We start from the raw sequence: 21,311 nt of genomic DNA on the forward strand, positions 1-21,311 counted from the left end.
CACATATGGAAAGGTTGCAAAAATACTTAGCAGAATGTGGAATAGCCTCACGAAGAAAGTGCGAAGAGTATATTTTACAAGGCCGTGTAAAAGTAAATGGAAAAGTAGTAAAAGAGTTGGGAGTAAAAATCAATCCTGATGTTGACATAATTGAATTTGATGATAAAATTGTGAGAAGAGAAAAGAAAAAAGTTTATATTATGTTAAATAAGCCAACAGGATATATTACTTCCGTAAAAGACCAGTTTGGCAGGCCTACAGTGATGGACTTAGTTAAAGTTAAGGAAAGAATATATCCTGTTGGCCGCTTAGATTATGATACATCAGGGCTTCTGTTACTCACAAATGATGGGGAGATAGCCAATATCTTAATGCATCCTCGACATGAAATTGTGAAGACGTATATTGCAAAAATCAAAGGAATTCCAACACAAGAAGAGTTGGAAAGGTTTAGAAATGGACTTTTGATAGGAGATTATTTGACTTCGAAAGCAGAAATAGAGATTTTAGCAGTTAAAAATGGGACAAGTGTTGTAGAAATAAAAATTCATGAAGGGAAAAATAGACAAGTTAGAAGAATGTGTGAGGCTATTGGACATCCTGTTATTTCTCTTACAAGAACTAAAATTGGTGAGTTATCTTTAGAAGGGTTAAAACCAGGAGAGTGGAGGTATTTGACACAAAAGGAAATAGATTATTTAAAAAGCTTGAGGTGAAGTATGTTTTCAGTTAACTTTGCTAAAGCAGAGGATTTCGAAATTATTAAAAAAATTGCTAATGAGTGTAATTTGAAGGGAACTTTAAATTTTTTAGAAGAGATTTTCATGATTGCAAGAGAAGACAAGCCTTTTGGCTTTATTTCTATGAAAGTAGAAAATAATAATGCTATAATAACTAATTTGGCAATTTTGCCTTCCTACAGGGATAAGGGGTTTGAAAATTTAATGGTAAGAGTAGTACTTAATCATGCCCTAGATATGGGGTTAGAAAATGCTTGTGTCAATATACCTTTTTATAAAGATTTTTTTTGTAAATTAGGTTTTAAAGAAAAAGGCGATTTTCAGATAGTTAAATTAAAAGAGTTTTTTGGAGAGTGAGATATTTTTTTAAATATATTATTAAAAATCTTGGAGGTGTTTTCAATGGAATTATGGTTTACAGAAAATCAGGATGAAAATTTGAGATTTTCTTTGAAAGTTAAAGAAACATTGGTGGTAGAAAAAACTCCTTATCAACATTTAGCAATACTCGATACATATCAATTTGGAAGAGTATTAACTTTAGATGGTATACTTCAAACCACTGAAAAAGATGAATTTGTATATCATGAGATGATAGTACATGTACCCCTCTTTATTCATAAAAATCCAAAAAGCGTGTTAATTGTTGGAGGCGGAGATGGAGGCTCAGTAAGAGAGGTCTTAAAGCACCCTTCTGTAGAAAGAGTAGTTTTGGCAGAAATTGACGAGGCAGTAGTGAGAAATTCTAAAAAATATCTTCCTACAATAAGCCAGGCATTAGATGACCCAAGAGTAGAAATAATGATTGGAGATGGAATTAAATATGTTAATGAACACAAAAATGAATTTGATGTGGTAATAGTGGATTCTACTGACCCAATTGGGCCAGCTGTAGGGCTTTTTACTTCTGATTTTTATAAAGCCGTATATGAATGCTTGAAAGAAGATGGTATTATTGTGGCTCAGACAGAATCACCTTTTATTTATGGAAAATTGATAAACAAACTCAGCAAAATGTTCAAAGAAATATATCCTATTACAAAAGCATATATAGCAACAATACCGACTTATCCAGGAAGTTTGTGGACTTTTACCATGGGTTCAAAAAAATATGACCCTGAAGAAGTGGACATAAATTCTATTCCAAGAATAGATACTAAATACTATACACCTGAAATTCACAAAGCGGCCTTTGTATTGCCTAAATTTGTGAAGGATATTTTTGATGAGGTGTAGTGTGAAAGTAAAATAGTTAAATTTGGGCATGACAAAAAGGGCACCAAATAAAGCTGCCCAAAGCCAAATAATGGTAATATATAATGTTAAGTAATTTTTGGAGGGATAATAGTACAACCTTCTTTTTCTAAAAGTTTAATAGCTTTCTTAATATATTGTTGCTTATGCTTTTGATAAAGTTTTTCTGGCATATTAGTATAATCGGCGTCAGAAGGATTAAAAGGTTCCCTTTTCAAAAGCATATGATAGAGACAAGTGAGGATCATACGAGCAATAGCAACAATTGCCCGTTTATGACCGCGGCGCTTTTTAATACGTTCATATTTAAGCCTAAAATAAGGATTCTTTTTATCCCTAATTGCTGCATTGGCACACTGTATTAAGAGAGGTTTTAAATAAACACCTGCTCTTGAGACATGGACAGATTTTTTCTTACCTGCACTTTCGTTGTTTTGAGGAGTAAGACCAGCCCAAGAGCAAAGGTGCTTGTCAGATTTAAAAACTGTCATATCCGTGCCAATTTCAGCGATGATATAAGTTGCCGATTTTTCGGTTATGCCAGGAAGGGTAACAGAGATATCAATCAAGTCTTGATAAGGTTTGGCCAATTGAGAAATGGCTTTATCCAACTCAGAAACACAAAGATTGATAAAGTCATAGTGTTTTCTGCAAACCTTCATCTTGACTGATTGATCAACCCTCAATTCGTATCCAATAATCGACTGAATGACTTCGTCAGCCTTTTTATAAAGACTTTTGTGTAAAAGTGACTTGCAGTATTCAGGGTCAAAAGTATCGCAAGTTAAAATATATTCAATGATAGAAGAAGCAGATTTACCGAAAGAATCACTCACGACGGAGGCTAAAGCGATGTTGGATACGGTGGGGGCATTTTGAAGCCTGTTTTTTTCACTGGAACGATGTCCAATAAGTTTAGAACGATAGCGAACAAGTTCACGTAACATGCGGATATCCTTAGGAGGGACGAAACTAGAAGGGACGATATCGAATTTAAATAAATCGGCAATCCAGGTAGCATCCTTATCATCGGTTTTTTGTCCTTTAATGGCACGGAGATACTTAGGATTAGCAATAACAACATGACAGGATTTTTCAAGGACATTAAAGATTGGAATCCAATACTTACCAGTGGATTCCATGCAGACTTCGAAACAATTGTAACTAAGAAGCCAATCCCTTAACTTAATAAGGTCAGAGTTAAAGGTAGAAAAGCGTCTTTTAACGTAAGTAGTAACATTATTAGAATCAGTAATAGCAATAGCAGCAACTAGGAATTTTTTGTGGACATCTATGCCGCAGCAGATAGGGTGAACAATTTTTAACATAAACAACCCTCCAAAAGAGATAAAAATTAAAATATATAGACATTGACTGAATATCCAGCACATGAACACTAAGGAATTGCTTATACAATGATTAGTGTACGTGATCAAAGTCACACTTATTTGTGCTTGAGAAGATATTCTACACATGTTAATATGCGGACTTGAGTCCAATGAGTGGTAGAAATAATTCCACTCCCTCCTCCGTGCTTTGTAGTATATCTATATATTTTAAAGAAATTATATCAAAAATATCGCTCAATAACACACTTTCATTACAATTTGTGCTTGAGCAAAGCGAAAGGATGTGGGTTAATATGATAGAAGGAAAATATTTTGTTGATCCGGGAAAGTTTTTAGGGGCTACTGAAGATTATGAAAAGGCAGAGGTAGTTATAGTAGGTTTGCCTATGGATTACACAGTGAGTTTCAAAGCAGGAAGCCGCTTTGGACCTGCTGCCATAAGGCAAGCCTCTTATGGTTTAGAATATTATAGTGTGTATTTAGATAGGAGGCTGGAAGATAAGAAATTTTATGATTTAGGAGATTTAGTACTTCCTTATGGGAATGTGGAAAAGAGTTTAGATTTAATCTCAAAAGCTACAGAAGACATTTTGAAAAGTGGAAAAAAAGGATTGTTCTTGGGTGGAGAACATTTAGTGACTTATGGAATTTTAAAAGAGTACTTAAAAAAATATGAGGATAACCTTGTAATCCTTCATTTTGATGCCCATACTGATTTAAGAGAAGAATTTTTTGGTGAAGCATATTCTCACGCTACAGTGATGAGAAAAGTATGGGATATTGCTAAGGGTATTAAAATGTATAATTTTGGGATAAGGTCAGGTGAAAAAGAAGAATTTGAGTTTGCAGAAAAAAATACCCATATGTTTTTGTACGAAGTAGTTGAACCTTTGAAAGGTGTAATTGATGATATAAAAGATTATCCAATTTATATTAGCTGGGATATAGATGTTGTAGACCCTGCTTTTGCACCAGGCACTGGTACACCAGAACCAGGGGGAATAACCACAAAAGAGGCATTAGAGGCTATTCATATTTTAAAAGATTTAAATGTCGTTGGGATGGATTTGGTGGAAGTCTCGCCTTCTCACGATATAGCTGGTATAACCTCTATTTTAGCAGCTAAACTTATAAGGGAATCTATCCTTTCCTTCTTCTAAAATTTTGAGCCTTTTGGCTCTTTTTTTATTTTGTTTCTTTTGAAAAAATAGTATAATATATTATGAGGAGGTATTAATATGAGCAATAAAATTAAAATTACAGAAACTGTATTAAGAGATGCCCATCAGTCACTCTTGGCTACTCGAATGTCGACGGAAGAAATGCTCCCAATTGCAGAAAAATTGGATGCAGTAGGATATTATTCTATTGAAGCGTGGGGAGGAGCTACCTTTGATGCTTGTATGAGATTTCTTGACGAAGACCCTTGGGAAAGATTAAGAAGATTAAAGAAAAGGATAAAAAATACGCCTCTTCAAATGCTTTTGAGAGGACAAAATCTATTAGGATATAGGCATTATCCTGATGATATAGTAGAAAGATTTATTGAGAAGGCTGTTTACAATGGAATAGATATAATAAGAATTTTTGATGCTTTAAATGATGTACGAAATCTTGAAGTTGCTATAAAAGCTACTAAAAAGGCGGGAGCTCACGCTCAAGGTACCCTTGTTTATACTATAAGTCCTGTTCACAACATTGACCATTATATTAAAGTAGCAAAAGAGCTGACAGAATTAGGAGTAGATTCCATATGCATAAAGGATATGTCAGGAATATTAACTCCTTATGTTGCTTATGAGTTAGTAAAAAGCCTTAAAGATACAGTAAATGTTCCTATACAGTTGCACAGCCATTATACGAGTGGAATGGCGGCCATGACTTATCTTAAAGCAATAGAGGCTGGAGTAGATATAATAGACACTGCTATTTCACCTTTGGCATTAGGAACTTCTCAACCTGCTACAGAAACAATGGTGGCAGCTTTAAAAGGCACTCAATATGACACTGGTTTGGATATGGAGTTATTATCAGAGATTGCTTCATACTTTAAAGAAGTAAAACAAAATCACAATAAAGAAATAGATTTATCTATGGTTATGGGTGTAGATACAGATGTATTAATTTATCAAGTTCCAGGAGGAATGCTATCAAATTTGATTTCCCAATTGAAACAACAAAATGCTTTAGATAAGTACCCGGAGGTTTTAAAAGAAATTCCTAAAGTTAGAGAAGAATTAGGATACCCACCTCTTGTTACTCCTATGAGTCAGATGGTAGGGACTCAAGCCGTCTTGAATGTAATAACTGGAGAAAGGTATAAAATGGTACCAAAAGAAGTAAAAGATTATGTGAAAGGACTGTATGGTAGACCACCAGCGCCAATTTCAGAAGAAATAAAGAAGAAAATAATAGGAGATGAAGAGGTAATAGATGTTAGACCAGCAGATCTTTTAAAACCGCAATTTGAAGCGATTAAAGAAGAGATTAAAGAGTATTATGAACAAGAAGAAGATGTTTTATCTTATGCTCTTTTCCCACAAGTAGCAAAGAAATTTTTTGAATACAGAAGAGCAAAAAAATATCAAATAGATGCAACTCTTCTTAATATGGAATATATGACATATCCAGTCTGACAGGGAAATAATCTTCCCTGTTTTTTATATTTAAAAATCCCTCCTGTAACATATATTTTTATCCTTCATAACATGTAGTAGAAAGTTTAAGTTTAAAAGGAGGGAAATAAGATGACAATAGATGGATCTTATTACAATCCCAACTATCCTAAGTATCCTTACCATCATCCCTATTATCCACATCATCCTCATCCGGGACATTGTAAGACTTTTTATACAGTGCAGCCAGGAGATACTATGTGGTCTATAGCGAATATGTTTGGAATAAGTCTTGACTGCTTAATAAGAGCTAATCCTCAGATATCGGATCCTAATTTGATATATCCAGGGCAACAAATTTGCATACCTTTCTATTGTCCACCAGTATCTCCAGAAACCTGCAAAACAATATACACAGTAAAACCGGGAGACAGTATGTGGTCTATAGCGAATATGTTTGGAATAAGTCTTGACTGCTTAATAAGAGCTAATCCTCAGATATCGGATCCTAATTTGATATATCCAGGACAACAAATTTGCATACCTTTCTACTGTCCACCAGTGTCTCCAGAGGCCTGCAAGACAATATACACAGTAAAACCGGGAGACAGTATGTGGTCTATAGCTAATATGTTTGGCGTAAGTCTTGATGCATTGATAAGAGCAAATCCACAAATACCAGATCCCAATTTGATATACCCAGGACAACAAATATGTATACCTTCTGCCTAAATATTTAATTGTTAAGGCACCTTTTAAGGTGCCTTAACAATTAATGTGAAGATATATAGTATTAGGATAATTGCTTGTATATTTTATAACTTTTACAGTCCCTGGTTGAATATTTTTTCCACATTTTAAGCATAGGTAATTTTTGTTTTCTTGCAAATAAGTGTAGCTTATTTCTACCTCTAATTTTCCATATTCTTTCCAGCTATTCCACCCAGTTTTGCACAATTTGGCTCTGTTTTCATAATCGGCATATACCCATCTTAGCAATCGATGAAAATGAAAAGGATATTTTGTGTATCTTAAAAACTTTTCTGGCAATCCTAAAGATAAAGCGTAATTTTCAAAAGAATTTTCTATTATATCCTGAAGAGGATTTAATATTTGGGTACTTTCCCAATTATACTCTTCTTGTTCTAACCATTTTCTAAAAGTATCAAACATGTAACCTCTACAAACTTGTATTTTTTCAGTTTTGCTTACTTTAAGCTTTTCTAAAAGTTTTTTCCCGATTTCACAGGCTTTTTTTAAATACAATTTATTTTTAAAGTTTTCTTCGTTATAATATTCTATGGGAATTATATCACAGAAAAATTCTCCGGTTTCTACTCTCATAGCCCCAATACACGTTCCACCTACTAAACTTCCACTTCCCGCGTCGTCTATTTGTATCACTGTATCACTCCTTGCCTATATATAAATTTTGTAATAAAATCAAAGTAATTATACGTTATTAATTAGAGGAGGTAGAAAATGAAAATACTTCTTACTAATGACGATGGAGTACAAGGATTAGGGATGTTAAAATTAGCAGAATATCTTAAAGATAAGTATAAGGTAACGGTAGTAGCTCCTGAAAAAGAAAGAAGTGCTATAAGCCATGCTATAACTTTACATAAACCTTTAAGGCTTAAAAAAGTGAAGGAAGAGGATGGTTTGAAAATATATGCGGTAAATGGTACGCCCTCCGATTGTGTCAAATTAGGAATTGAAGTGGTGCTGGAAGAAAAACCTGATATTATAATTTCTGGCATTAATGAAGGTCTAAATTTAGGGACAGATATACTTTATTCTGGTACTGTTTCTGCGGCTATAGAAGCTGCAATTTACGGTATTCCTGCTATTGCAGTTTCCCTTGCAGAAACCGCTGATATTGAAGATAGGCGTATATATAAATTTTTGGAGAATTTAATAGAAAAAGTTTTAGAAAAAGGATTACCTAAAAACACATTATTGAATGTAAATATACCCGATTTTAAGAAGGGAATAAAGGGCGTAAAAGCTACAATACTCGGCAAGAGAATCTATATTGAGACTTTTCAAAAAAATTATGACCCAAGAGGGAAAGAGTACTATTGGATGGCAGGGAAAATTTCGGAAATAGAAAAGGATGAAAGGACAGACATTGTTTCTGTGAAAGAAGGTTATATTTCTATTACTCCAATTCATTTTGATTTAACAGAGTACAACATGATAAATATTTTAAACTCCTGGGATATAAAAATAGAATAAATATTTCTAATATTCTATATGATGCAAGAATTGTATCAAAAATATTCATGAAATTTATTATTCATTTTATGGAGGATTTTTTATTTTTGTATAGAATATTATATATTGCAAACAAAATTTAATGAGGGTGATAAATTGGTAAAAAATAAAGAGCTCGTAATAATAGAAGAATGGTGCAAAGGCTGCGGCATTTGTGTAGAATTTTGTCCTGTTAAAGTATTGGAACTAAAAAATGGTAAAGTTAGACTAATAGATGCGGATAAATGCACTAAATGCGGCCTTTGCGAGCTTCGGTGTCCTGATTTTGCCATATATTTAGAGGTGAAAGAATGATGCCTACGGTATTGATGCAAGGAAATGAAGCGGTAGTGGAAGGAGCTATAGATGCTGGACTAAAATTTTATGCAGGATATCCAATAACTCCCTCTACTGAGATTGCTGAACTTTGTGCCGAAAAACTTCCTTTTGTAGGTGGGAAATTTATTCAAATGGAAGATGAAATCGCCAGCATGGCAGCAGTTATAGGAGCCTCCCTTACTGGATTAAAAGCAATGACTGCTACATCGGGTCCTGGGTTTTCTTTAAAACAAGAAAACATAGGCTTCGCCGCTATGGCAGAAATTCCATGTGTTATAGTAGATGTTCAACGAATGGGTCCGAGCACAGGAATGCCTACTTCCCCTGCACAAGGAGATGTAATGCAATCCAGATGGGGAACTCATGGAGACCATCCTATAATCGTTTTATCACCATCTTCTGTAAAGGAAGCTTACTATATTACTATTCAAGCTTTTAATCTTTCTGAAAAATACAGGACACCTGTAATTTTACTTATGGATGAAGTTATAGGTCATCTACGAGAAGCAGTTAATTTGGATGAATATAAAGATGTAGAAATTTTTGAACGACCCATGCCCCAAGACAAAGAGAACTACTTACCTTACCAGTATATAGAAAATGGAGTTGCACCTTTAGCACCCTTTGGTAAAGGTTTTAGATTTCACGTAACAGGACTTGCCCACAATGAAAAAGGATTGCCTACAAATGACCCTAAAGTAACAGAAAAATTGATAAAAAGATTGATAGGAAAAATTGAAAACAATAAAAAAGACATAATAATGTTTGAAGAAAAAGATACTGAAGGTGGAGATATACTTCTTATCTCCTTTGGTTCTTCTGCCAGAGCTTGTGAAGCGGCGATGCAAGAACTTAAAAAAGAAGGAATAAAAGTTGGACTTTTTAAACCTATAACCATATGGCCTTTCCCTGATGAAAAATTGAGGGAAATATATCCTAGATTTAAGAAAGTGTTTGTAGTTGAAATGAATACAGGGCAACTTTACTATGAAGTAGATAGAATTATCAAAGGGAATACCTATGTAGGAAAAATTAACAAATTTAATGGAGAGTTTCTTACTCCTTTTGATATTGTAGAGAAGATAAAGGAGAGTTTTTAAAATGGCTTCTGAGTTAGTAGAAAGGTATTTTAGAAAAGAAACGTTACCAAATATTTGGTGTCCAGGTTGCAGCAATGGAATAGTAACGGCAGCTATTGTAAGAGCAATTGACAACTTAGGACTTGATCAAAACAAGGTATGTATTGTATCTGGAATTGGTTGTTCTGCAAGGGCATCAGGATACTTGGATTTTAATACTTTGCATACTACCCATGGAAGAGCTATTGCTTTTGCAACAGGTATTAAATTTGCTAATCCTGAGCTTACAGTAATAGTTATTACTGGAGATGGAGATAATGCGGCTATTGGAGGTAATCACTTTATTCATGCTTGCAGAAGAAATATAGACTTAACTGTAGTAATGTACAACAACCATATTTATGGAATGACAGGAGGACAGTATTCTCCAACGACTCCACGATTTGACAGAGCTACTACTGCACCTTACGGAAATATTGATAGGTATTTTGATATTTGCAAATTGGCCATTGGAGCAGGTGCTACTTATGTAGCTAGGGGTACTGCTTACCATGTTCATCAATTGACAAAACTAATTGAAAGAGGAATTTCTCATAAAGGTTTTTCCTTCATTGAAGCTTTAAGTATATGTCCTACTTACTATGGAAGAAAAAATAAAAAAGGAACACCTGCAGATATGCTAAAGTGGTTAAAAGACCATGCAGTAGACATAAAACAAGGTAGTAAAATGGACCCTGAAGAGTTTCATGACAAATTTATTATTGGAGAGCTTTTAAATATTGATGAGCCTGAATTTGTAGAAGAATATCAAAAAATGTTAAATAATTTGAAGGTGAATTACAAATGAGTTCAATAGAGATAAGATTAAGTGGTTCAGGAGGGCAAGGTTTAATCCTTGCAGGAATAATTTTGGCGGAAGCTGCAATATTGGATGGTAAAAATAGTGTTCAAAGTCAGTCCTATGGTCCTGAGGCAAGAGGGGGGTCCAGCAAAGCAGAAATAATAATAAGTGATGAATATATAACGTATCCTAAGGTATTAAAGCCAGACATACTACTTACTCTTGCGCCTTCTGCCTATTTATGGTATAAAAATGACATGAAAGAAAATGGAATAATTATAATAGATGAATCAATAATTCCTAATGATGAAGATGCCCAAAAAGTTATCCGACTTCCCATAATAAAAACTGCACAAGAGGTTATTGGAAGAGCTTTTGTGGCGAATATAATATCTTTAGGTGTAATAGCAGAGTTAACTAATGTAGTAACAAAAGAATCTTTGGAAAGAGCTGTTTTAAATAGAGTACCTCCAGGCACAGAAGAGATTAACAAAAGAGCATTGACAGAGGGCTATAATCTTGAAAAAATGAGGGGTAGTGAAATATGGCAAAAACAGATGATTTGATAAAAAGGATACAAGATAATTATACAAAATTAAGCAAAAGCCAAAAGATAATAGCAGAGTATATTATAAATCATTATGATAAGGCAGCTTTTATGACAGCTGCAAAATTGGGAGCCAGCATAAATGTAAGTGAATCAACTGTTGTAAGATTTGCTAATACTTTAGGCTATAATGGATATCCAGAACTTCAAAATGCACTGCAAGAGCTTATAAAAAATAAACTTACAACAGTGCAAAGGTTAGAAATGACAGAAGAGACAGATGAAATTGCTATATTGAATAATGTACTAAAAGCCGACATAGAAAACATAAAAGAGACCATAAATGAAATAAATAAGGATGACTTTAGAAGAGTCGTTTCAGATATCATCAATGCTACAAAAATTTATATAATAGGTTCCAGAAGTTCTATTGTCATTGCAGAATATTTGGGATTTTATTTAAATTTAATACGGGAAAATGTGTCAGTCGTTAAAGCCGGCGTATCAGATGTTTTCGAGCAAATTCTCAGAGTTAGTGAAAATGATTTAGTGATAGGAATTGGTTTTCCGAGATACTCAAAAAGAACATTAGATGTGCTGAAATATGCAAAATCTCAGAATGCAAAAATCGTTACAATAACAGACAGTTTAATTTCTCCTCTTACCTCTGTTGCTGATGAGATATTAATTGCGAAAAGCAACATGGCTTCTTTTGTGGATTCATTAGTGGCACCGCTAAGTCTTGTCAATGCTCTTGTTGTAGCTGTGGGTCTCAAAGAAAAAGAGAAAATAACGGATACTTTTGAAAAATTGGAAAGTATTTGGGATGAATATGGAGTATATTTCTCAAAGCCAAATTAATAATAAAATTTTTGAAGGATTATTAAAAAATTTGTAGAATATATAATTTAGAAATCGATTTATTTGCTTCAAAATTTTAAAATTAGGAGGATAATAAAATGTCAAAAGAGTCATTAAATCCTTTGATTATTGCGCAAAAACAGATTAAAAATGCTTGTGATTTGCTGGGGTTAGAAGAATCTGTTTACGAACTTTTAAAGGAACCTATGCGAGTATTAGAAGTTTCCATTCCTGTGCAGATGGATGATGGTACAGTAAAAGTCTTTAAAGGTTATAGGTCCCAACACAATGACGCATTAGGGCCCACAAAAGGTGGAATAAGATTTCATCCTGATGTTACATTAGATGAAGTAAAAGCCTTATCCATGTGGATGACATTTAAATGTGGGGTAGTTGGGCTGCCATACGGGGGAGCAAAAGGCGGAGTAGTGGTAAATCCAAAAGAATTATCTAACGATGAGTTGCAGAGGTTAAGCAGGGGCTATATAAGAGCAATAGTCAGTATAATTGGTCCTAATAAAGATATACCAGCTCCAGATGTAAATACTAACATGCAAATTATGGCTTGGATGGTAGATGAGTATAACAAAATTGTAGGCTACAATAGCCCTGCGGTCATTACAGGAAAACCTTTGATATATGGTGGTTCTAAGGGAAGAACTGCTGCAACTGGATATGGAGTTGCATTGATGGCACGGGAGGCTGTAAAACGTTTACAGATGGATTCCAAAAATTGTACATCAGCTGTACAGGGCTTTGGAAATGTTGGAAGTTACACAGCTTTAAATCTTCATAGATTAGGAGCTAAAATTGTGGCAGTAAGTGATGTGTATGGAGGTATATACAATAAAGATGGAATTGATGTCGAAAAATTAGTAGAGCATGTAAATAAGACAGGAACAGTTTGCAATTTTGAGGGAACAACCAGTATAACAAATGAAGAGCTTTTAACAATGGATGTAGATATTTTAGCTTTAGCAGCTTTAGAAAACCAGATAACTTCTGCAAATGCGCCAGATGTAAAGGCGAAAATAATTTGCGAGGGAGCAAATGGTCCTACCACCCCTGAAGCAGATAAAATTTTAGCAGAAAAAGGCGTGTTTGTAGTTCCAGATATTTTAGCTAATTCAGGAGGAGTAATAGTCTCATATTTTGAATGGGTACAAAATCTCATGAATTATTATTGGACAGAAAAAGAAGTAGAAGAAAGACAGGAAATTATGATGGTAAATGCTTTTAACGCTATATATGAATTAGCACAACAGTACAAAGTTGATATGAGGACAGCAGCTTACATGATATCGATTAAACGAGTCTATGAAGCTATGAAAATTAGAGGTTGGTTATAAAGGCCTTCAATTGAAGGTCTTTTTTTTATATGGTAAAATATTATAAAAAGCTTATCAGAGGAGGCTTCTTTATGGTAAGGAGTCTTCTAACTGTAGATTGGGATTATTTTATACCTTCTAAAAAAGAGTGGTTTTTCTCTTATATAGAAAATGATAAAAATTTGACTCAACTGTGGTATAAGAGATATATAAAAGGGAAATTAGAGGGAGAAGATTTGGAAAAGACTATAAAAGTAGGTAAAGTCATAAAAGGCTTCTGGGATAAAATAAAGACACAGTTTGAGTTTGATAAAAATATTAAAATTTTTGTCTCTGAATCCCATAAAGTTGCCTATTATTTGGCAAAAAATTTTGAGTGTTCTGAAGTAATTTCTTTTGATGCCCATTCTGATTTAGGATATGGTGGACTACCTTCACTGGATTTTGAATTAAATTGTGCTAATTGGCTAGGTAAACTTTTAAAAGAAGGTATAGTAAAAAGAGCCAACATTGTATATAGCCCTTACACCTTTGAAAAGCCTTCAGATTTTGAGGACTTTAACAATCTTTACAATATACAGTATTATAAATCTGTAGAAGAATTACCAAAAGAGAATTTGATAGGGGTTATACACATTTGTAGGTCGGGTATTTGGACACCTCCTTGGCTGGATGAGCGATTTGAAAAATTTATAAATGAGTTAGGCTTGCCTTTTAAGAAAATTCCATTAAAAGAGAGAAAATGGGAGGTGTCAAAGCTTTCTTACGCAGATCAAATCTTTTACCTTAATTTCGCATAAAACTTAAGGAGGAATTGTATGACTACACGACTATATATAGCACGTCACGGGCAATCAGAGTGGAATTTACACAATAAAATGCAAGGTGTGCAGGATATTGATTTGACACCTACAGGTTTAAAACAGGCTGAACTACTGGCGAGTCGATTAAAAAATGAGAAAATAGATTGTATATATTCAAGTGATTTAAAAAGAGCTTATGTAACTGCACAAATAATTGCAAAAGAGTTGGGATTAGAAGTTCAGAAAATTCCTGAGTTTAGAGAAATGTCCTTTGGTATATGGGAAGGGCTTACATCGGAAGAAATTAATGAATTGTATAAAGAAATATATACATTATGGAAAACAAATCCTGTTAAAGCTAATATAGAAAAAGGAGAAACTTTAGAAGAAGTTCAAAAGAGAATGGTAAAAAATACTTTGAAGATAGTTGAAGAGAATAAAGGAAAAAATATATTGATTGTTTCTCATGGGACTTCTATAAAAGCACTGATTTTAGGGCTTTTAGGAATTGACTTAAGTTTTTATCCTAGATTTAGAGTTGATAATACTTCTCTTAATATAATAGATGTTAAAGAAGATGGAAAAACTGTTTTAGTGCTATTTAACGATACTTGTCATTTGAGGAGAGATGAAAAAATAATATGAAAAAAATATTTGTAGTAGGCGGCGGTCCAGCAGGAATGATGGCAGTGTCAATTCTCAAATTAAATCTCCAAAGATTTTCAAATTATAATGGCATTTTTTAAGTGTATAAAAGTATTTTTTCTCAAATTATTACAGCCTGATTAAAAATTTTTTCCACTTTTTAAGAGCATTACCGCCAAAATATGTTAATATCTGTTATTGGCAATTTGAATTAATTGAAGTATAATAAAAAATGAGAGTAGCGAAAGCTACTACTCTCATAAACTGATTTCATTTTGTGCCTGGTATATTACTTCTTCATCTATTTCTCTTAGCCTTTTAGAATACGCATAGAGTAAAGAAGCTGTTACCAGGTTATTTATTATCCTTGGGAGCCCTTTTGTTAGAGAATATATTGCTTCATATGCTGATGGTGTAAATATGTCATCTACCATTCCGGCTATTTTCATTCTTGTTTTTATATAATCTTGAATTTCTTCTTTTTTTAGCCCTTGCATTACATACTTTATAGAAATTCTTTGCCTTAGTGCACTGTTTACATTAAGAGCTAATTTGTTTCTTATGTGTGGTTGTCCTGAAAGTATCAATATATACGGGTTTTGAGAATCCATATTAAAGTTAAATATTATTCTCAAGTCTTCAAGAACATCATTAGAAACCAGTTGTATTTCATCTAATATTATGACAGGAGTTATCTTCTGGCTATAGTAAAGTTCTGTTATCGCTCTTTGTATCTGGTGAAAGAGCGTTACTTTTTTGTATGAGGGGGTTTCGCCTAAAATCATAGCCAATGCTTGATAGAATTCTCTCACTGTGAGTGTAGAAAGGGCAAAGTAACATGGTTTAAATGTAGAACGGTTGAGGCTTTCAGCATATTTTCTTAATGCGGTAGATTTGCCTGAACCGGCCTCCCCAACGATAAGTCCTATACCCCTTGTTTCTTGTAAATATTTTAGCCTGGCATTTAATTCAGCAATGTCTTCACTTATGTAAAGGTCGTTTACACTTATCTCTTTAGAAAATGGATTAAATTTCATTCCAAAATATTGGGTAAACATTGTAAACACCTCTTTTTTTAATCAATGATATCATTAAAGGATATTACTGGGGGATTAGGTTTTGCAGCAAAATCCACAGTATCTTCATTTTCGCTTACAACATTTCTGTCTTCGATATATTCTACAGGAATTTTAGCATTCTCATGAAAATTTACCTTATACGCTTCCCCCACTTTTTTGCCTTCATGAAAAAGTAGAAGGGGTGTATTATCCTTAAGCCACTGCGGGTCATATCTGACTTCTAAGCGCATACCTTTAAACTTTTCTTCTGTTTCATAAAGTATATTTTCCACTTTAAGTGTAGCATCTTTGTTTACTTTACGATTTACTCTTATGAGAAAACATTCATTCAACATATCTATGTCACCACACATATTTACCCTTGATATTTGAGACATGAAAAAATCTAAAGGACTCATGCCAATACTGCTATGTTCTTTTCGGTTGTAATCATTCTCCAGCCATTTAAAAAACATCATATTGAGCTCATCTATACTCTTTATGGATGTAGGATCTATTGTGCTTAAAAATCTCATTCTCACCGTATGAAAGAATCTTTCTATTTTCCCTTTTGAATGAGGTGAAAAGGGCTCAGCATGAATAAGAGATGTACCTAGTGATGCACATATATATTCAAATTGAGTGCTTCTATATATCTTTCCATTGTCAGTGTAGAGCATTTTGGGTATTCCCCTTCTTAGCACTGCTTCTTTAAATGAGTCTCTTAAAGCTAAAAAATTCTGGGTATAGTAAAAGCGAGCATAGGTACACAGCCTTGAAGCATCATCTATATATGCAATAAGGTACGTTTGTCTCTTTGTTTTACCTTCTTTAATATATGGCCCATACATGACATCAGTCTGCCACAGTTCATTGATGAATTCATGGGAAAATCTCTTTGTTTTACCCTCTTTTTCTTTATCTAAAGATTTTACAGGAATGTTTTTTAAAAACCTATAGAATGTCGAAAGGGATACTTTATCCGGTGATATTATTCCTTCTCCTATCAATGTCTCATAAAGAAGTTTGTTTGGCATTTCAGGATGTTCAAGCTTCTTTTGCTTTATTTTCTCTGAAAGTTCAAAGTCTATCTTTCTGTATTTGCCTCTGTCGCTTCGATAACCCGGCTTTAACGCTTCTATACCACCTCTTAAATACTGATATAGCCACCCTCTAAGTGTCTTGGGAGTATATCTTCTCATTCCAAGATAAGGTATCTCAATAGGTTTATCGGAAAGAGCATCAAAATATTCTTTCTGATTTTTTACCTGTCCGTTTAGCACCGGACTTATCAGTGAAAATCTCTTTAATGCTATAGCTTCTCTCGCTTTTTCATCAAGCATTTATATGTTCCCCCTTCACTTTTTTGATTTCTTAATCGTAATTTTAGCTCATACCTGGGGGACATTAAAGGAAAAAGTTATGTTGCTAAGAAAAAATCAAAATTTTTATTTAAATTTTTCAGGTTTAATGCTAAAATTATGTGAGAGAGGCCAGAAATGATTTTTGGCAATGAGCATAAAACCGTTGGGAGAAGAGTGGTACAATGCTTATTATGTCCAAAATCTCTCTGGCCCTCTCTCTTTGTGAGTCAGTCTCAGATAACTTTATGTAAGGGTCTATTTGCCTTAATCCGTATATGATAAAACTTAAATTATTCATTATCCTTTTGGTGTAAAAATATATATGCTGTCTTGAAAATAGTATGGTGGGAAAGTTTCTTTTTAAGTCACTTATGAAAGAACTGAGAGTTTTTTCTCTTGTAAGTGTCTCTTTTAAAGACTTTACAATCATATTGAAAGAATACTGAAAATGGGGGAGACAGAAATCAGGAAGGTAGGAAAGAGTTCTTTTGCACACAGGACATATATATCTTCTTATGGCTATTTTTATACAGTTAGGTCCATCTAAATAGTAACGGTAATAAAACCCGTGCTTTTTTAGTTTTACTCTACACTTGCAATCGGGATAAGGACATCTATCTGGTGGGTCAGGAAAATTGTAATCTTTACCTTTATGTAAATATTCTTCAATGTTATCAACATGGAAAATTATTTGCATAAGTAACCTCTCCAATTAAAATTAATGCTAAAGGAATCTGAAAAAATTTTTTTAAATTCCTTTAGCATTAATTTTATCACAAGATTATTTAATCTGAAAAATTTTATCGGTTTTGGGCTAAATTAATTTGAGAAATGACAATGGCAGCTTTATCAGCAGCTATGATGGGAAAAGAAGTAAGTATATTTGAGAGGAATAACATTTTAGGTAAAAAATTATTAGTTACAGGTAATGGAAGGTGTAATATTACGAATTTTGCTGACAAAGAAGAATTTTTCGAGAATATTCCAGGCAATAGTAAATTTTTATATAGCGCTTTTAGCAAGTTTTCTAATAAGGATTTAATAGAGTTTTTAAATAAAAATGGGCTTAAAACTAAAGTAGAAAGAGGCTTAAGGGTTTTTCCGGTTTCAGATAAATCAATAGAAGTGAGAGATTTTTTTGTGAATATCCTTAAAAAATATGGAGTAAAGATAAATTATAACTGCAGAGTAAGTGATGTGATAGTGGAAAATAAACACGTAAAGGGCATAAGTGTTGATGAGAGTGTTTTAAACTGCGATAGTGTAATATTAGCAACAGGAGGAGTGTCATATCCTACGACTGGCTCTACTGGTGATGGGTATGAAATTGCTAAGAAATTGGGGCACACAATTATAGAGCCATTTCCTTCCTTAGTGCCGATTGTTACATATGAAAATGTAAGAGAATTGATGGGACTCACTCTTAAAAATGTCAAAGTTTCTGCTTTTTTTGGAGAGAAATTAATAAGAGAAGAGTTTGGAGAAATGCTTTTTACCCATTTTGGGTTGTCAGGCCCTGCAATACTCACCTTAAGCAGGTTTTTACATGACTACTTAGGTAAGGGAGAAGTGGTAATAAAAATTGACTTAAAGCCGGGACTTAATGTTGAAAAGCTGGAGGAAAGAGTATTAAGAGATTTTAATAAGTACCAAAATAAAAATCTGAAAAATGCCTTGGAAGATTTATTGCCTCATTCATTAATCCTATATGTTATAAAAAGGGCGAATATAGACCCTGATAAAAAAGTTAGGGAAATAACCAAAAATGAAAGAAAAAAATTGGTCAATAGCTTAAAAAATCTTACTTTTAAGGTAAAAGGCCTAAGGCCTATAAGAGAAGCTATTGTTACAGGTGGTGGAGTAAGTATAAAAGAAATAAATCCCTCTACAATGGAGTCTAAAATAATAAAAGGCTTATTTTTTTCAGGTGAAATTATAGATGTGGATGGATTTACCGGTGGATTCAACTTGCAAATCGCCTTTTCTACGGGATATGTGGCAGGAATCAATGCGTGAATGCGAAATGCGGGAAACCGCATTTTTTTATTTATTTTGCATAAGATATAATAAGAAAAGGAGGATAAATATGGGAAAAAGAGTCAAAAGGAAAAAATACAGATATATTGACAGTGAAAGTATTCTTGTAGTATTGATAATGTTAGGGCTTTTAAGTATAGCTATAACTCAACTTTTGATGACAAATGACGATATAAAAGTTTTTTTAAGTTCTACACAAAGATTAGAGGGGATTAATTTAAATTCTAATCTTTCGCAAGAAGGTAAAGTGACAATTGAGGTTGTAGAAAAGGATAAAGCATTAAATTCCTTTGTATTGCTAGACGGAGAGCCAGTTGCAAATTTTTCTACCAAGTCTATTACTATTACAGTAAGGCCCAATCAAATTTTGGAAATAGATGGCACCAGAGAAAAGGAACCTCTTCATTTTAAAGTAGTAGCAATTAGTGAAAATGTAATTGAGCCGCAAAATACCACTGTAGTTAAAGTAGATAAGAATATACAAAAAATATGTATGATTAGGCTGAAATGATTTATTTGTAAAGGGTAATTATGCTATAATATAAAAAAGACAAAAGATGATAGGAGAGGAGAATGCCCTATAAAAGTCATAAGAGGTGCTATAACTTCCAAAAATACAAAAGAAGATATTTTAAAGGATACTACTATTCTCATTGAAGAAATTATTAAAGCAAATGAATTAGAAGAGAAAAACATAATTTCTATTTTTTTTAGTGCTACTAAAGATTTAGATGCGGTTTACCCTGCCGAAGCAGTTAGGAATATGGGTATGACCTCAATACCTATGATGTGCCTACAAGAAATGGAGGTAAAAGGCAGTCTCAGCCATTGCATAAGAGTTGCAATTTTTACAAATTTAAGTGAAGATAAAGAGGTTAAACACGTTTATTTGAAAGAAGCAAAAAAACTGCGTCCAGACTTAGTTTGAGGTGATAGTATTGACTGTAAAAATAGCAATAGATGGGCCGGCTGGAGCTGGCAAGAGCACTGTTGCAAAAAAATTAGCTAAACTTTTAAATTATACCTATATCGATACAGGTGCTATGTATAGAGCCATTACATATAAGGCCATCCAACAGGGGGTAAATCTTATTGAAGAAAACAAAATAGCTGATATTGTGCAAAGTGCTGATATCATCTTAGAAGAAGAAAAAATTTTTTTAGATGGAAAAGACATTTCTGAAGAAATAAGAAAACCGGAGGTTTCTGAAAAAGTATCTTTGGTATCTAAAATACCTAAAGTGAGAGAAATTTTAGTGCAAAAACAAAGGAAAATTGCTGAAGGCAAAAATGTAGTAATGGATGGAAGAGACATAGGAACAGTTGTGCTGCCTGATGCACAGTTTAAATTTTTTTTAACTGCTTCTTTAGAAGAAAGGGCAAAACGGCGTTATAGAGAACTTAAAACTAAAAATGTAAATGTAAGTTATTACGAGGTGTTAAAAGAAATAGAAAATCGTGACACCATAGATTCACAGAGAGATACATCTCCTCTAAAAATTGCTGAAGATTCTATTGTCATTGATACTACATATCTTTCAGAAGAGGAAGTTTTAGAAAAACTGTACAATATTATAAAGGAAGGATTAAAAGGGGAAATTTAAGTATGTTTTATTATATTGCCAAAGTTATAGTATTAGCAATTATAAAAATGATGTTTAGAATAGAAGTAAGAGGACTTGAAAATATTCCTAAAAAAGGCCCAGTAATCATATGCCCTAACCATATAAGTCTTCTAGATCCTCCTGTCATAGGAGCACTTTTAAACAGGCGAATATACTTTATGGCAAAAGAAGAGCTTTTTAAAAATCCTTTTTTAAAGCTTCTTTTAGGGACAGGCTTAGGAGCTTTTCCCGTTAAAAGAGGTACTGCTGATTTATCAGCTATTAAAACTGCTTTAACTTACTTAAAAAAAGGAAGAGCAATTGGAATTTTCCCTGAAGGTACAAGAAGTAAAACCGGAAAACTTCAAAAGGCTGAACCAGGGGTTGCCTTATTAGCAATTAAAGGGAATGCTCCTGTAGTACCTATAGGAATTAAAGGGAAATATCGCCTTTTTTCTAAGATTATTATAAATATCGGTAAACCAATAACTTTTGAAAAATATGCTAATTCTAAACTTTCCTCTGAGAGACTTTCTGCTATTGGAGAGGAAATAATGCAAGAAATTGCAAAATTGCTGTAGGAGGTAA

Annotated in this window: 25 protein-coding genes; 20 read left to right on the forward strand and 5 right to left on the reverse strand. The window is 33.3% G+C overall.

Annotated features, from left to right (window positions below):
• Positions 1-5 precede the first annotated feature (5 nt).
• Genes EB239_RS09125 through speE form a run of 3 tightly spaced genes read left to right on the forward strand, consistent with a single transcriptional unit; the run spans position 6 to position 1,976 of the window.
• Positions 6-716: a pseudouridine synthase gene (locus EB239_RS09125; RefSeq protein WP_003870648.1), complete on the forward strand. Its 711-nt coding sequence runs from the start codon at positions 6-8 to the stop codon at positions 714-716.
• A gap of 3 nt (positions 717-719) precedes the next feature.
• Positions 720-1,097, forward strand: coding sequence for a GNAT family N-acetyltransferase (locus EB239_RS09130; RefSeq protein WP_003870649.1), 378 nt, complete (start codon positions 720-722; stop codon positions 1,095-1,097).
• Between the two features lie 45 nt (positions 1,098-1,142).
• Positions 1,143-1,976 carry a polyamine aminopropyltransferase gene (gene speE / locus EB239_RS09135; RefSeq protein WP_003870650.1) on the forward strand — a complete coding sequence of 278 codons (834 nt, stop codon included), beginning with the start codon at positions 1,143-1,145 and terminating at the stop codon, positions 1,974-1,976.
• 86 nt (positions 1,977-2,062) lie between these two features.
• On the opposite strand, the gene EB239_RS09140 is transcribed toward speE, so the two are convergent.
• Positions 2,063-3,322: an IS110 family RNA-guided transposase gene (locus tag EB239_RS09140; RefSeq protein ID WP_129545135.1), complete on the reverse strand. Its 1,260-nt coding sequence runs from the start codon at positions 3,320-3,322 to the stop codon at positions 2,063-2,065.
• A gap of 314 nt (positions 3,323-3,636) precedes the next feature.
• Between EB239_RS09140 and speB the strand changes: the two genes are divergently transcribed.
• The 3 genes from speB (at position 3,637) to safA (ending at position 6,690) form a co-directional block, all read left to right on the forward strand.
• Positions 3,637-4,503: an agmatinase gene (gene speB / locus EB239_RS09145; protein WP_019907664.1), complete on the forward strand. Its 867-nt coding sequence runs from the start codon at positions 3,637-3,639 to the stop codon at positions 4,501-4,503.
• A gap of 78 nt (positions 4,504-4,581) precedes the next feature.
• The gene (locus tag EB239_RS09150; RefSeq protein ID WP_003870653.1) at positions 4,582-5,979 is read left to right on the forward strand and encodes an oxaloacetate decarboxylase subunit alpha; all 1,398 of its coding nucleotides are present in this window, start codon (positions 4,582-4,584) and stop codon (positions 5,977-5,979) included.
• A gap of 111 nt (positions 5,980-6,090) precedes the next feature.
• On the forward strand, positions 6,091-6,690 hold the full coding sequence (gene safA, locus EB239_RS09155; RefSeq protein ID WP_003870654.1) for a SafA/ExsA family spore coat assembly protein: 600 nt from the start codon (positions 6,091-6,093) through the stop codon (positions 6,688-6,690).
• 33 nt (positions 6,691-6,723) lie between these two features.
• Here safA and EB239_RS09160 read toward each other — a convergent pair whose 3' ends face one another.
• Entirely contained in the window at positions 6,724-7,362 is a 639-nt protein-coding gene (locus EB239_RS09160; protein WP_003870655.1) for a hypothetical protein, read from the reverse strand.
• A 78-nt stretch (positions 7,363-7,440) separates the two neighbouring features.
• On the opposite strand from EB239_RS09160, the gene surE reads away from it, so the two are divergent.
• From surE to EB239_RS09205, 9 genes are all read left to right on the forward strand, one after another.
• The gene (surE, locus tag EB239_RS09165) at positions 7,441-8,199 is read left to right on the forward strand and encodes a 5'/3'-nucleotidase SurE (protein WP_003870656.1); all 759 of its coding nucleotides are present in this window, start codon (positions 7,441-7,443) and stop codon (positions 8,197-8,199) included.
• A 135-nt stretch (positions 8,200-8,334) separates the two neighbouring features.
• Positions 8,335-8,532: an ATP-binding protein gene (locus EB239_RS09170; RefSeq protein ID WP_003870657.1), complete on the forward strand. Its 198-nt coding sequence runs from the start codon at positions 8,335-8,337 to the stop codon at positions 8,530-8,532.
• Complete coding sequence (locus EB239_RS09175) at positions 8,529-9,656, forward strand: 2-oxoacid:acceptor oxidoreductase subunit alpha (protein WP_003870658.1); 1,128 nt, start codon at positions 8,529-8,531, stop codon at positions 9,654-9,656. Before EB239_RS09170 ends, EB239_RS09175 begins: the two co-directional genes overlap by 4 nt.
• Before the next feature lies 1 nt (position 9,657).
• Positions 9,658-10,482 (forward strand): 2-oxoacid:ferredoxin oxidoreductase subunit beta, encoded by an 825-nt coding sequence (locus EB239_RS09180; protein ID WP_003870659.1) that lies wholly within the window; start codon positions 9,658-9,660, stop codon positions 10,480-10,482.
• Positions 10,479-11,042, forward strand: coding sequence for a 2-oxoacid:acceptor oxidoreductase family protein (locus tag EB239_RS09185; RefSeq protein ID WP_003870660.1), 564 nt, complete (start codon positions 10,479-10,481; stop codon positions 11,040-11,042). Before EB239_RS09180 ends, EB239_RS09185 begins: the two co-directional genes overlap by 4 nt.
• On the forward strand, positions 11,021-11,884 hold the full coding sequence (locus EB239_RS09190; protein WP_003870661.1) for a MurR/RpiR family transcriptional regulator: 864 nt from the start codon (positions 11,021-11,023) through the stop codon (positions 11,882-11,884). The genes EB239_RS09185 and EB239_RS09190 overlap by 22 nt, the downstream gene beginning before the upstream one ends.
• Positions 11,885-11,982: 98 nt before the next feature.
• Positions 11,983-13,233: a Glu/Leu/Phe/Val family dehydrogenase gene (locus tag EB239_RS09195; RefSeq protein WP_003870662.1), complete on the forward strand. Its 1,251-nt coding sequence runs from the start codon at positions 11,983-11,985 to the stop codon at positions 13,231-13,233.
• A 71-nt stretch (positions 13,234-13,304) separates the two neighbouring features.
• Positions 13,305-14,012: a hypothetical protein gene (locus EB239_RS09200; protein WP_003870663.1), complete on the forward strand. Its 708-nt coding sequence runs from the start codon at positions 13,305-13,307 to the stop codon at positions 14,010-14,012.
• Positions 14,013-14,030: 18 nt separating this feature from the next.
• On the forward strand, positions 14,031-14,660 hold the full coding sequence (locus EB239_RS09205) for a histidine phosphatase family protein (RefSeq protein WP_003870664.1): 630 nt from the start codon (positions 14,031-14,033) through the stop codon (positions 14,658-14,660).
• Positions 14,661-14,917: 257 nt separating this feature from the next.
• On the opposite strand, the gene EB239_RS09210 is transcribed toward EB239_RS09205, so the two are convergent.
• The 3 genes from EB239_RS09210 to EB239_RS09220 form a co-directional block, all read right to left on the reverse strand.
• The gene (locus EB239_RS09210) at positions 14,918-15,718 is read right to left on the reverse strand and encodes an ExeA family protein (protein WP_129545136.1); all 801 of its coding nucleotides are present in this window, start codon (positions 15,716-15,718) and stop codon (positions 14,918-14,920) included.
• Between the two features lie 17 nt (positions 15,719-15,735).
• Positions 15,736-17,061, reverse strand: coding sequence for a DDE-type integrase/transposase/recombinase (locus EB239_RS09215; RefSeq protein ID WP_129545137.1), 1,326 nt, complete (start codon positions 17,059-17,061; stop codon positions 15,736-15,738).
• Between the two features lie 136 nt (positions 17,062-17,197).
• Positions 17,198-17,779: a DUF6431 domain-containing protein gene (locus EB239_RS09220; RefSeq protein ID WP_003870792.1), complete on the reverse strand. Its 582-nt coding sequence runs from the start codon at positions 17,777-17,779 to the stop codon at positions 17,198-17,200.
• Between the two features lie 134 nt (positions 17,780-17,913).
• On the opposite strand from EB239_RS09220, the gene EB239_RS09225 reads away from it, so the two are divergent.
• From EB239_RS09225 to EB239_RS09245, 5 genes are all read left to right on the forward strand, one after another.
• A complete protein-coding gene (locus tag EB239_RS09225; RefSeq protein WP_050984247.1) occupies positions 17,914-19,098 on the forward strand; it encodes a BaiN/RdsA family NAD(P)/FAD-dependent oxidoreductase in 1,185 nt (394 codons plus the stop codon).
• Between the two features lie 70 nt (positions 19,099-19,168).
• Positions 19,169-19,630 carry a hypothetical protein gene (locus EB239_RS09230; protein WP_003870670.1) on the forward strand — a complete coding sequence of 154 codons (462 nt, stop codon included), beginning with the start codon at positions 19,169-19,171 and terminating at the stop codon, positions 19,628-19,630.
• Positions 19,631-19,747: 117 nt separating this feature from the next.
• Positions 19,748-20,047: a chorismate mutase gene (gene aroH / locus EB239_RS09235; protein WP_231368342.1), complete on the forward strand. Its 300-nt coding sequence runs from the start codon at positions 19,748-19,750 to the stop codon at positions 20,045-20,047.
• A gap of 10 nt (positions 20,048-20,057) precedes the next feature.
• Positions 20,058-20,723, forward strand: a complete 666-nt coding sequence (gene cmk / locus EB239_RS09240; protein WP_003870671.1) for a (d)CMP kinase — start codon at positions 20,058-20,060, stop codon at positions 20,721-20,723.
• A 2-nt stretch (positions 20,724-20,725) separates the two neighbouring features.
• Positions 20,726-21,304 carry a lysophospholipid acyltransferase family protein gene (locus EB239_RS09245; protein WP_003870672.1) on the forward strand — a complete coding sequence of 193 codons (579 nt, stop codon included), beginning with the start codon at positions 20,726-20,728 and terminating at the stop codon, positions 21,302-21,304.
• Positions 21,305-21,311: the final 7 nt, after the last annotated feature.

This window comes from Thermoanaerobacter ethanolicus JW 200 (genome assembly GCF_003722315.1).
Taxonomy (GTDB): Bacteria; Bacillota; Thermoanaerobacteria; order Thermoanaerobacterales; family Thermoanaerobacteraceae; genus Thermoanaerobacter; species Thermoanaerobacter ethanolicus.

What these genes read in the sequence shown, in the direction of transcription:
- safA (WP_003870654.1), top strand. Translation starts at nt 6,091, where the DNA reads ATGACAATAGATGGATCTTATTACAATCCCAACTATCCTAAGTATCCT.
- EB239_RS09210 (WP_129545136.1), bottom strand. Translation starts at nt 15,718, where the DNA reads ATGTTTACCCAATATTTTGGAATGAAATTTAATCCATTTTCTAAAGAG.
- speE (WP_003870650.1), top strand. Translation starts at nt 1,143, where the DNA reads ATGGAATTATGGTTTACAGAAAATCAGGATGAAAATTTGAGATTTTCT.
- EB239_RS09220 (WP_003870792.1), bottom strand. Translation starts at nt 17,779, where the DNA reads ATGCAAATAATTTTCCATGTTGATAACATTGAAGAATATTTACATAAA.
- speB (WP_019907664.1), top strand. Translation starts at nt 3,637, where the DNA reads ATGATAGAAGGAAAATATTTTGTTGATCCGGGAAAGTTTTTAGGGGCT.
- EB239_RS09190 (WP_003870661.1), top strand. Translation starts at nt 11,021, where the DNA reads ATGGCAAAAACAGATGATTTGATAAAAAGGATACAAGATAATTATACA.
- EB239_RS09180 (WP_003870659.1), top strand. Translation starts at nt 9,658, where the DNA reads ATGGCTTCTGAGTTAGTAGAAAGGTATTTTAGAAAAGAAACGTTACCA.
- EB239_RS09200 (WP_003870663.1), top strand. Translation starts at nt 13,305, where the DNA reads ATGGTAAGGAGTCTTCTAACTGTAGATTGGGATTATTTTATACCTTCT.
- EB239_RS09185 (WP_003870660.1), top strand. Translation starts at nt 10,479, where the DNA reads ATGAGTTCAATAGAGATAAGATTAAGTGGTTCAGGAGGGCAAGGTTTA.
- EB239_RS09175 (WP_003870658.1), top strand. Translation starts at nt 8,529, where the DNA reads ATGATGCCTACGGTATTGATGCAAGGAAATGAAGCGGTAGTGGAAGGA.
- EB239_RS09245 (WP_003870672.1), top strand. Translation starts at nt 20,726, where the DNA reads ATGTTTTATTATATTGCCAAAGTTATAGTATTAGCAATTATAAAAATG.
- EB239_RS09195 (WP_003870662.1), top strand. Translation starts at nt 11,983, where the DNA reads ATGTCAAAAGAGTCATTAAATCCTTTGATTATTGCGCAAAAACAGATT.
- EB239_RS09215 (WP_129545137.1), bottom strand. Translation starts at nt 17,061, where the DNA reads ATGCTTGATGAAAAAGCGAGAGAAGCTATAGCATTAAAGAGATTTTCA.
- EB239_RS09230 (WP_003870670.1), top strand. Translation starts at nt 19,169, where the DNA reads ATGGGAAAAAGAGTCAAAAGGAAAAAATACAGATATATTGACAGTGAA.
- EB239_RS09205 (WP_003870664.1), top strand. Translation starts at nt 14,031, where the DNA reads ATGACTACACGACTATATATAGCACGTCACGGGCAATCAGAGTGGAAT.
- EB239_RS09150 (WP_003870653.1), top strand. Translation starts at nt 4,582, where the DNA reads ATGAGCAATAAAATTAAAATTACAGAAACTGTATTAAGAGATGCCCAT.
- surE (WP_003870656.1), top strand. Translation starts at nt 7,441, where the DNA reads ATGAAAATACTTCTTACTAATGACGATGGAGTACAAGGATTAGGGATG.
- EB239_RS09225 (WP_050984247.1), top strand. Translation starts at nt 17,914, where the DNA reads ATGACAATGGCAGCTTTATCAGCAGCTATGATGGGAAAAGAAGTAAGT.
- EB239_RS09130 (WP_003870649.1), top strand. Translation starts at nt 720, where the DNA reads ATGTTTTCAGTTAACTTTGCTAAAGCAGAGGATTTCGAAATTATTAAA.
- EB239_RS09140 (WP_129545135.1), bottom strand. Translation starts at nt 3,322, where the DNA reads ATGTTAAAAATTGTTCACCCTATCTGCTGCGGCATAGATGTCCACAAA.
- EB239_RS09125 (WP_003870648.1), top strand. Translation starts at nt 6, where the DNA reads ATGGAAAGGTTGCAAAAATACTTAGCAGAATGTGGAATAGCCTCACGA.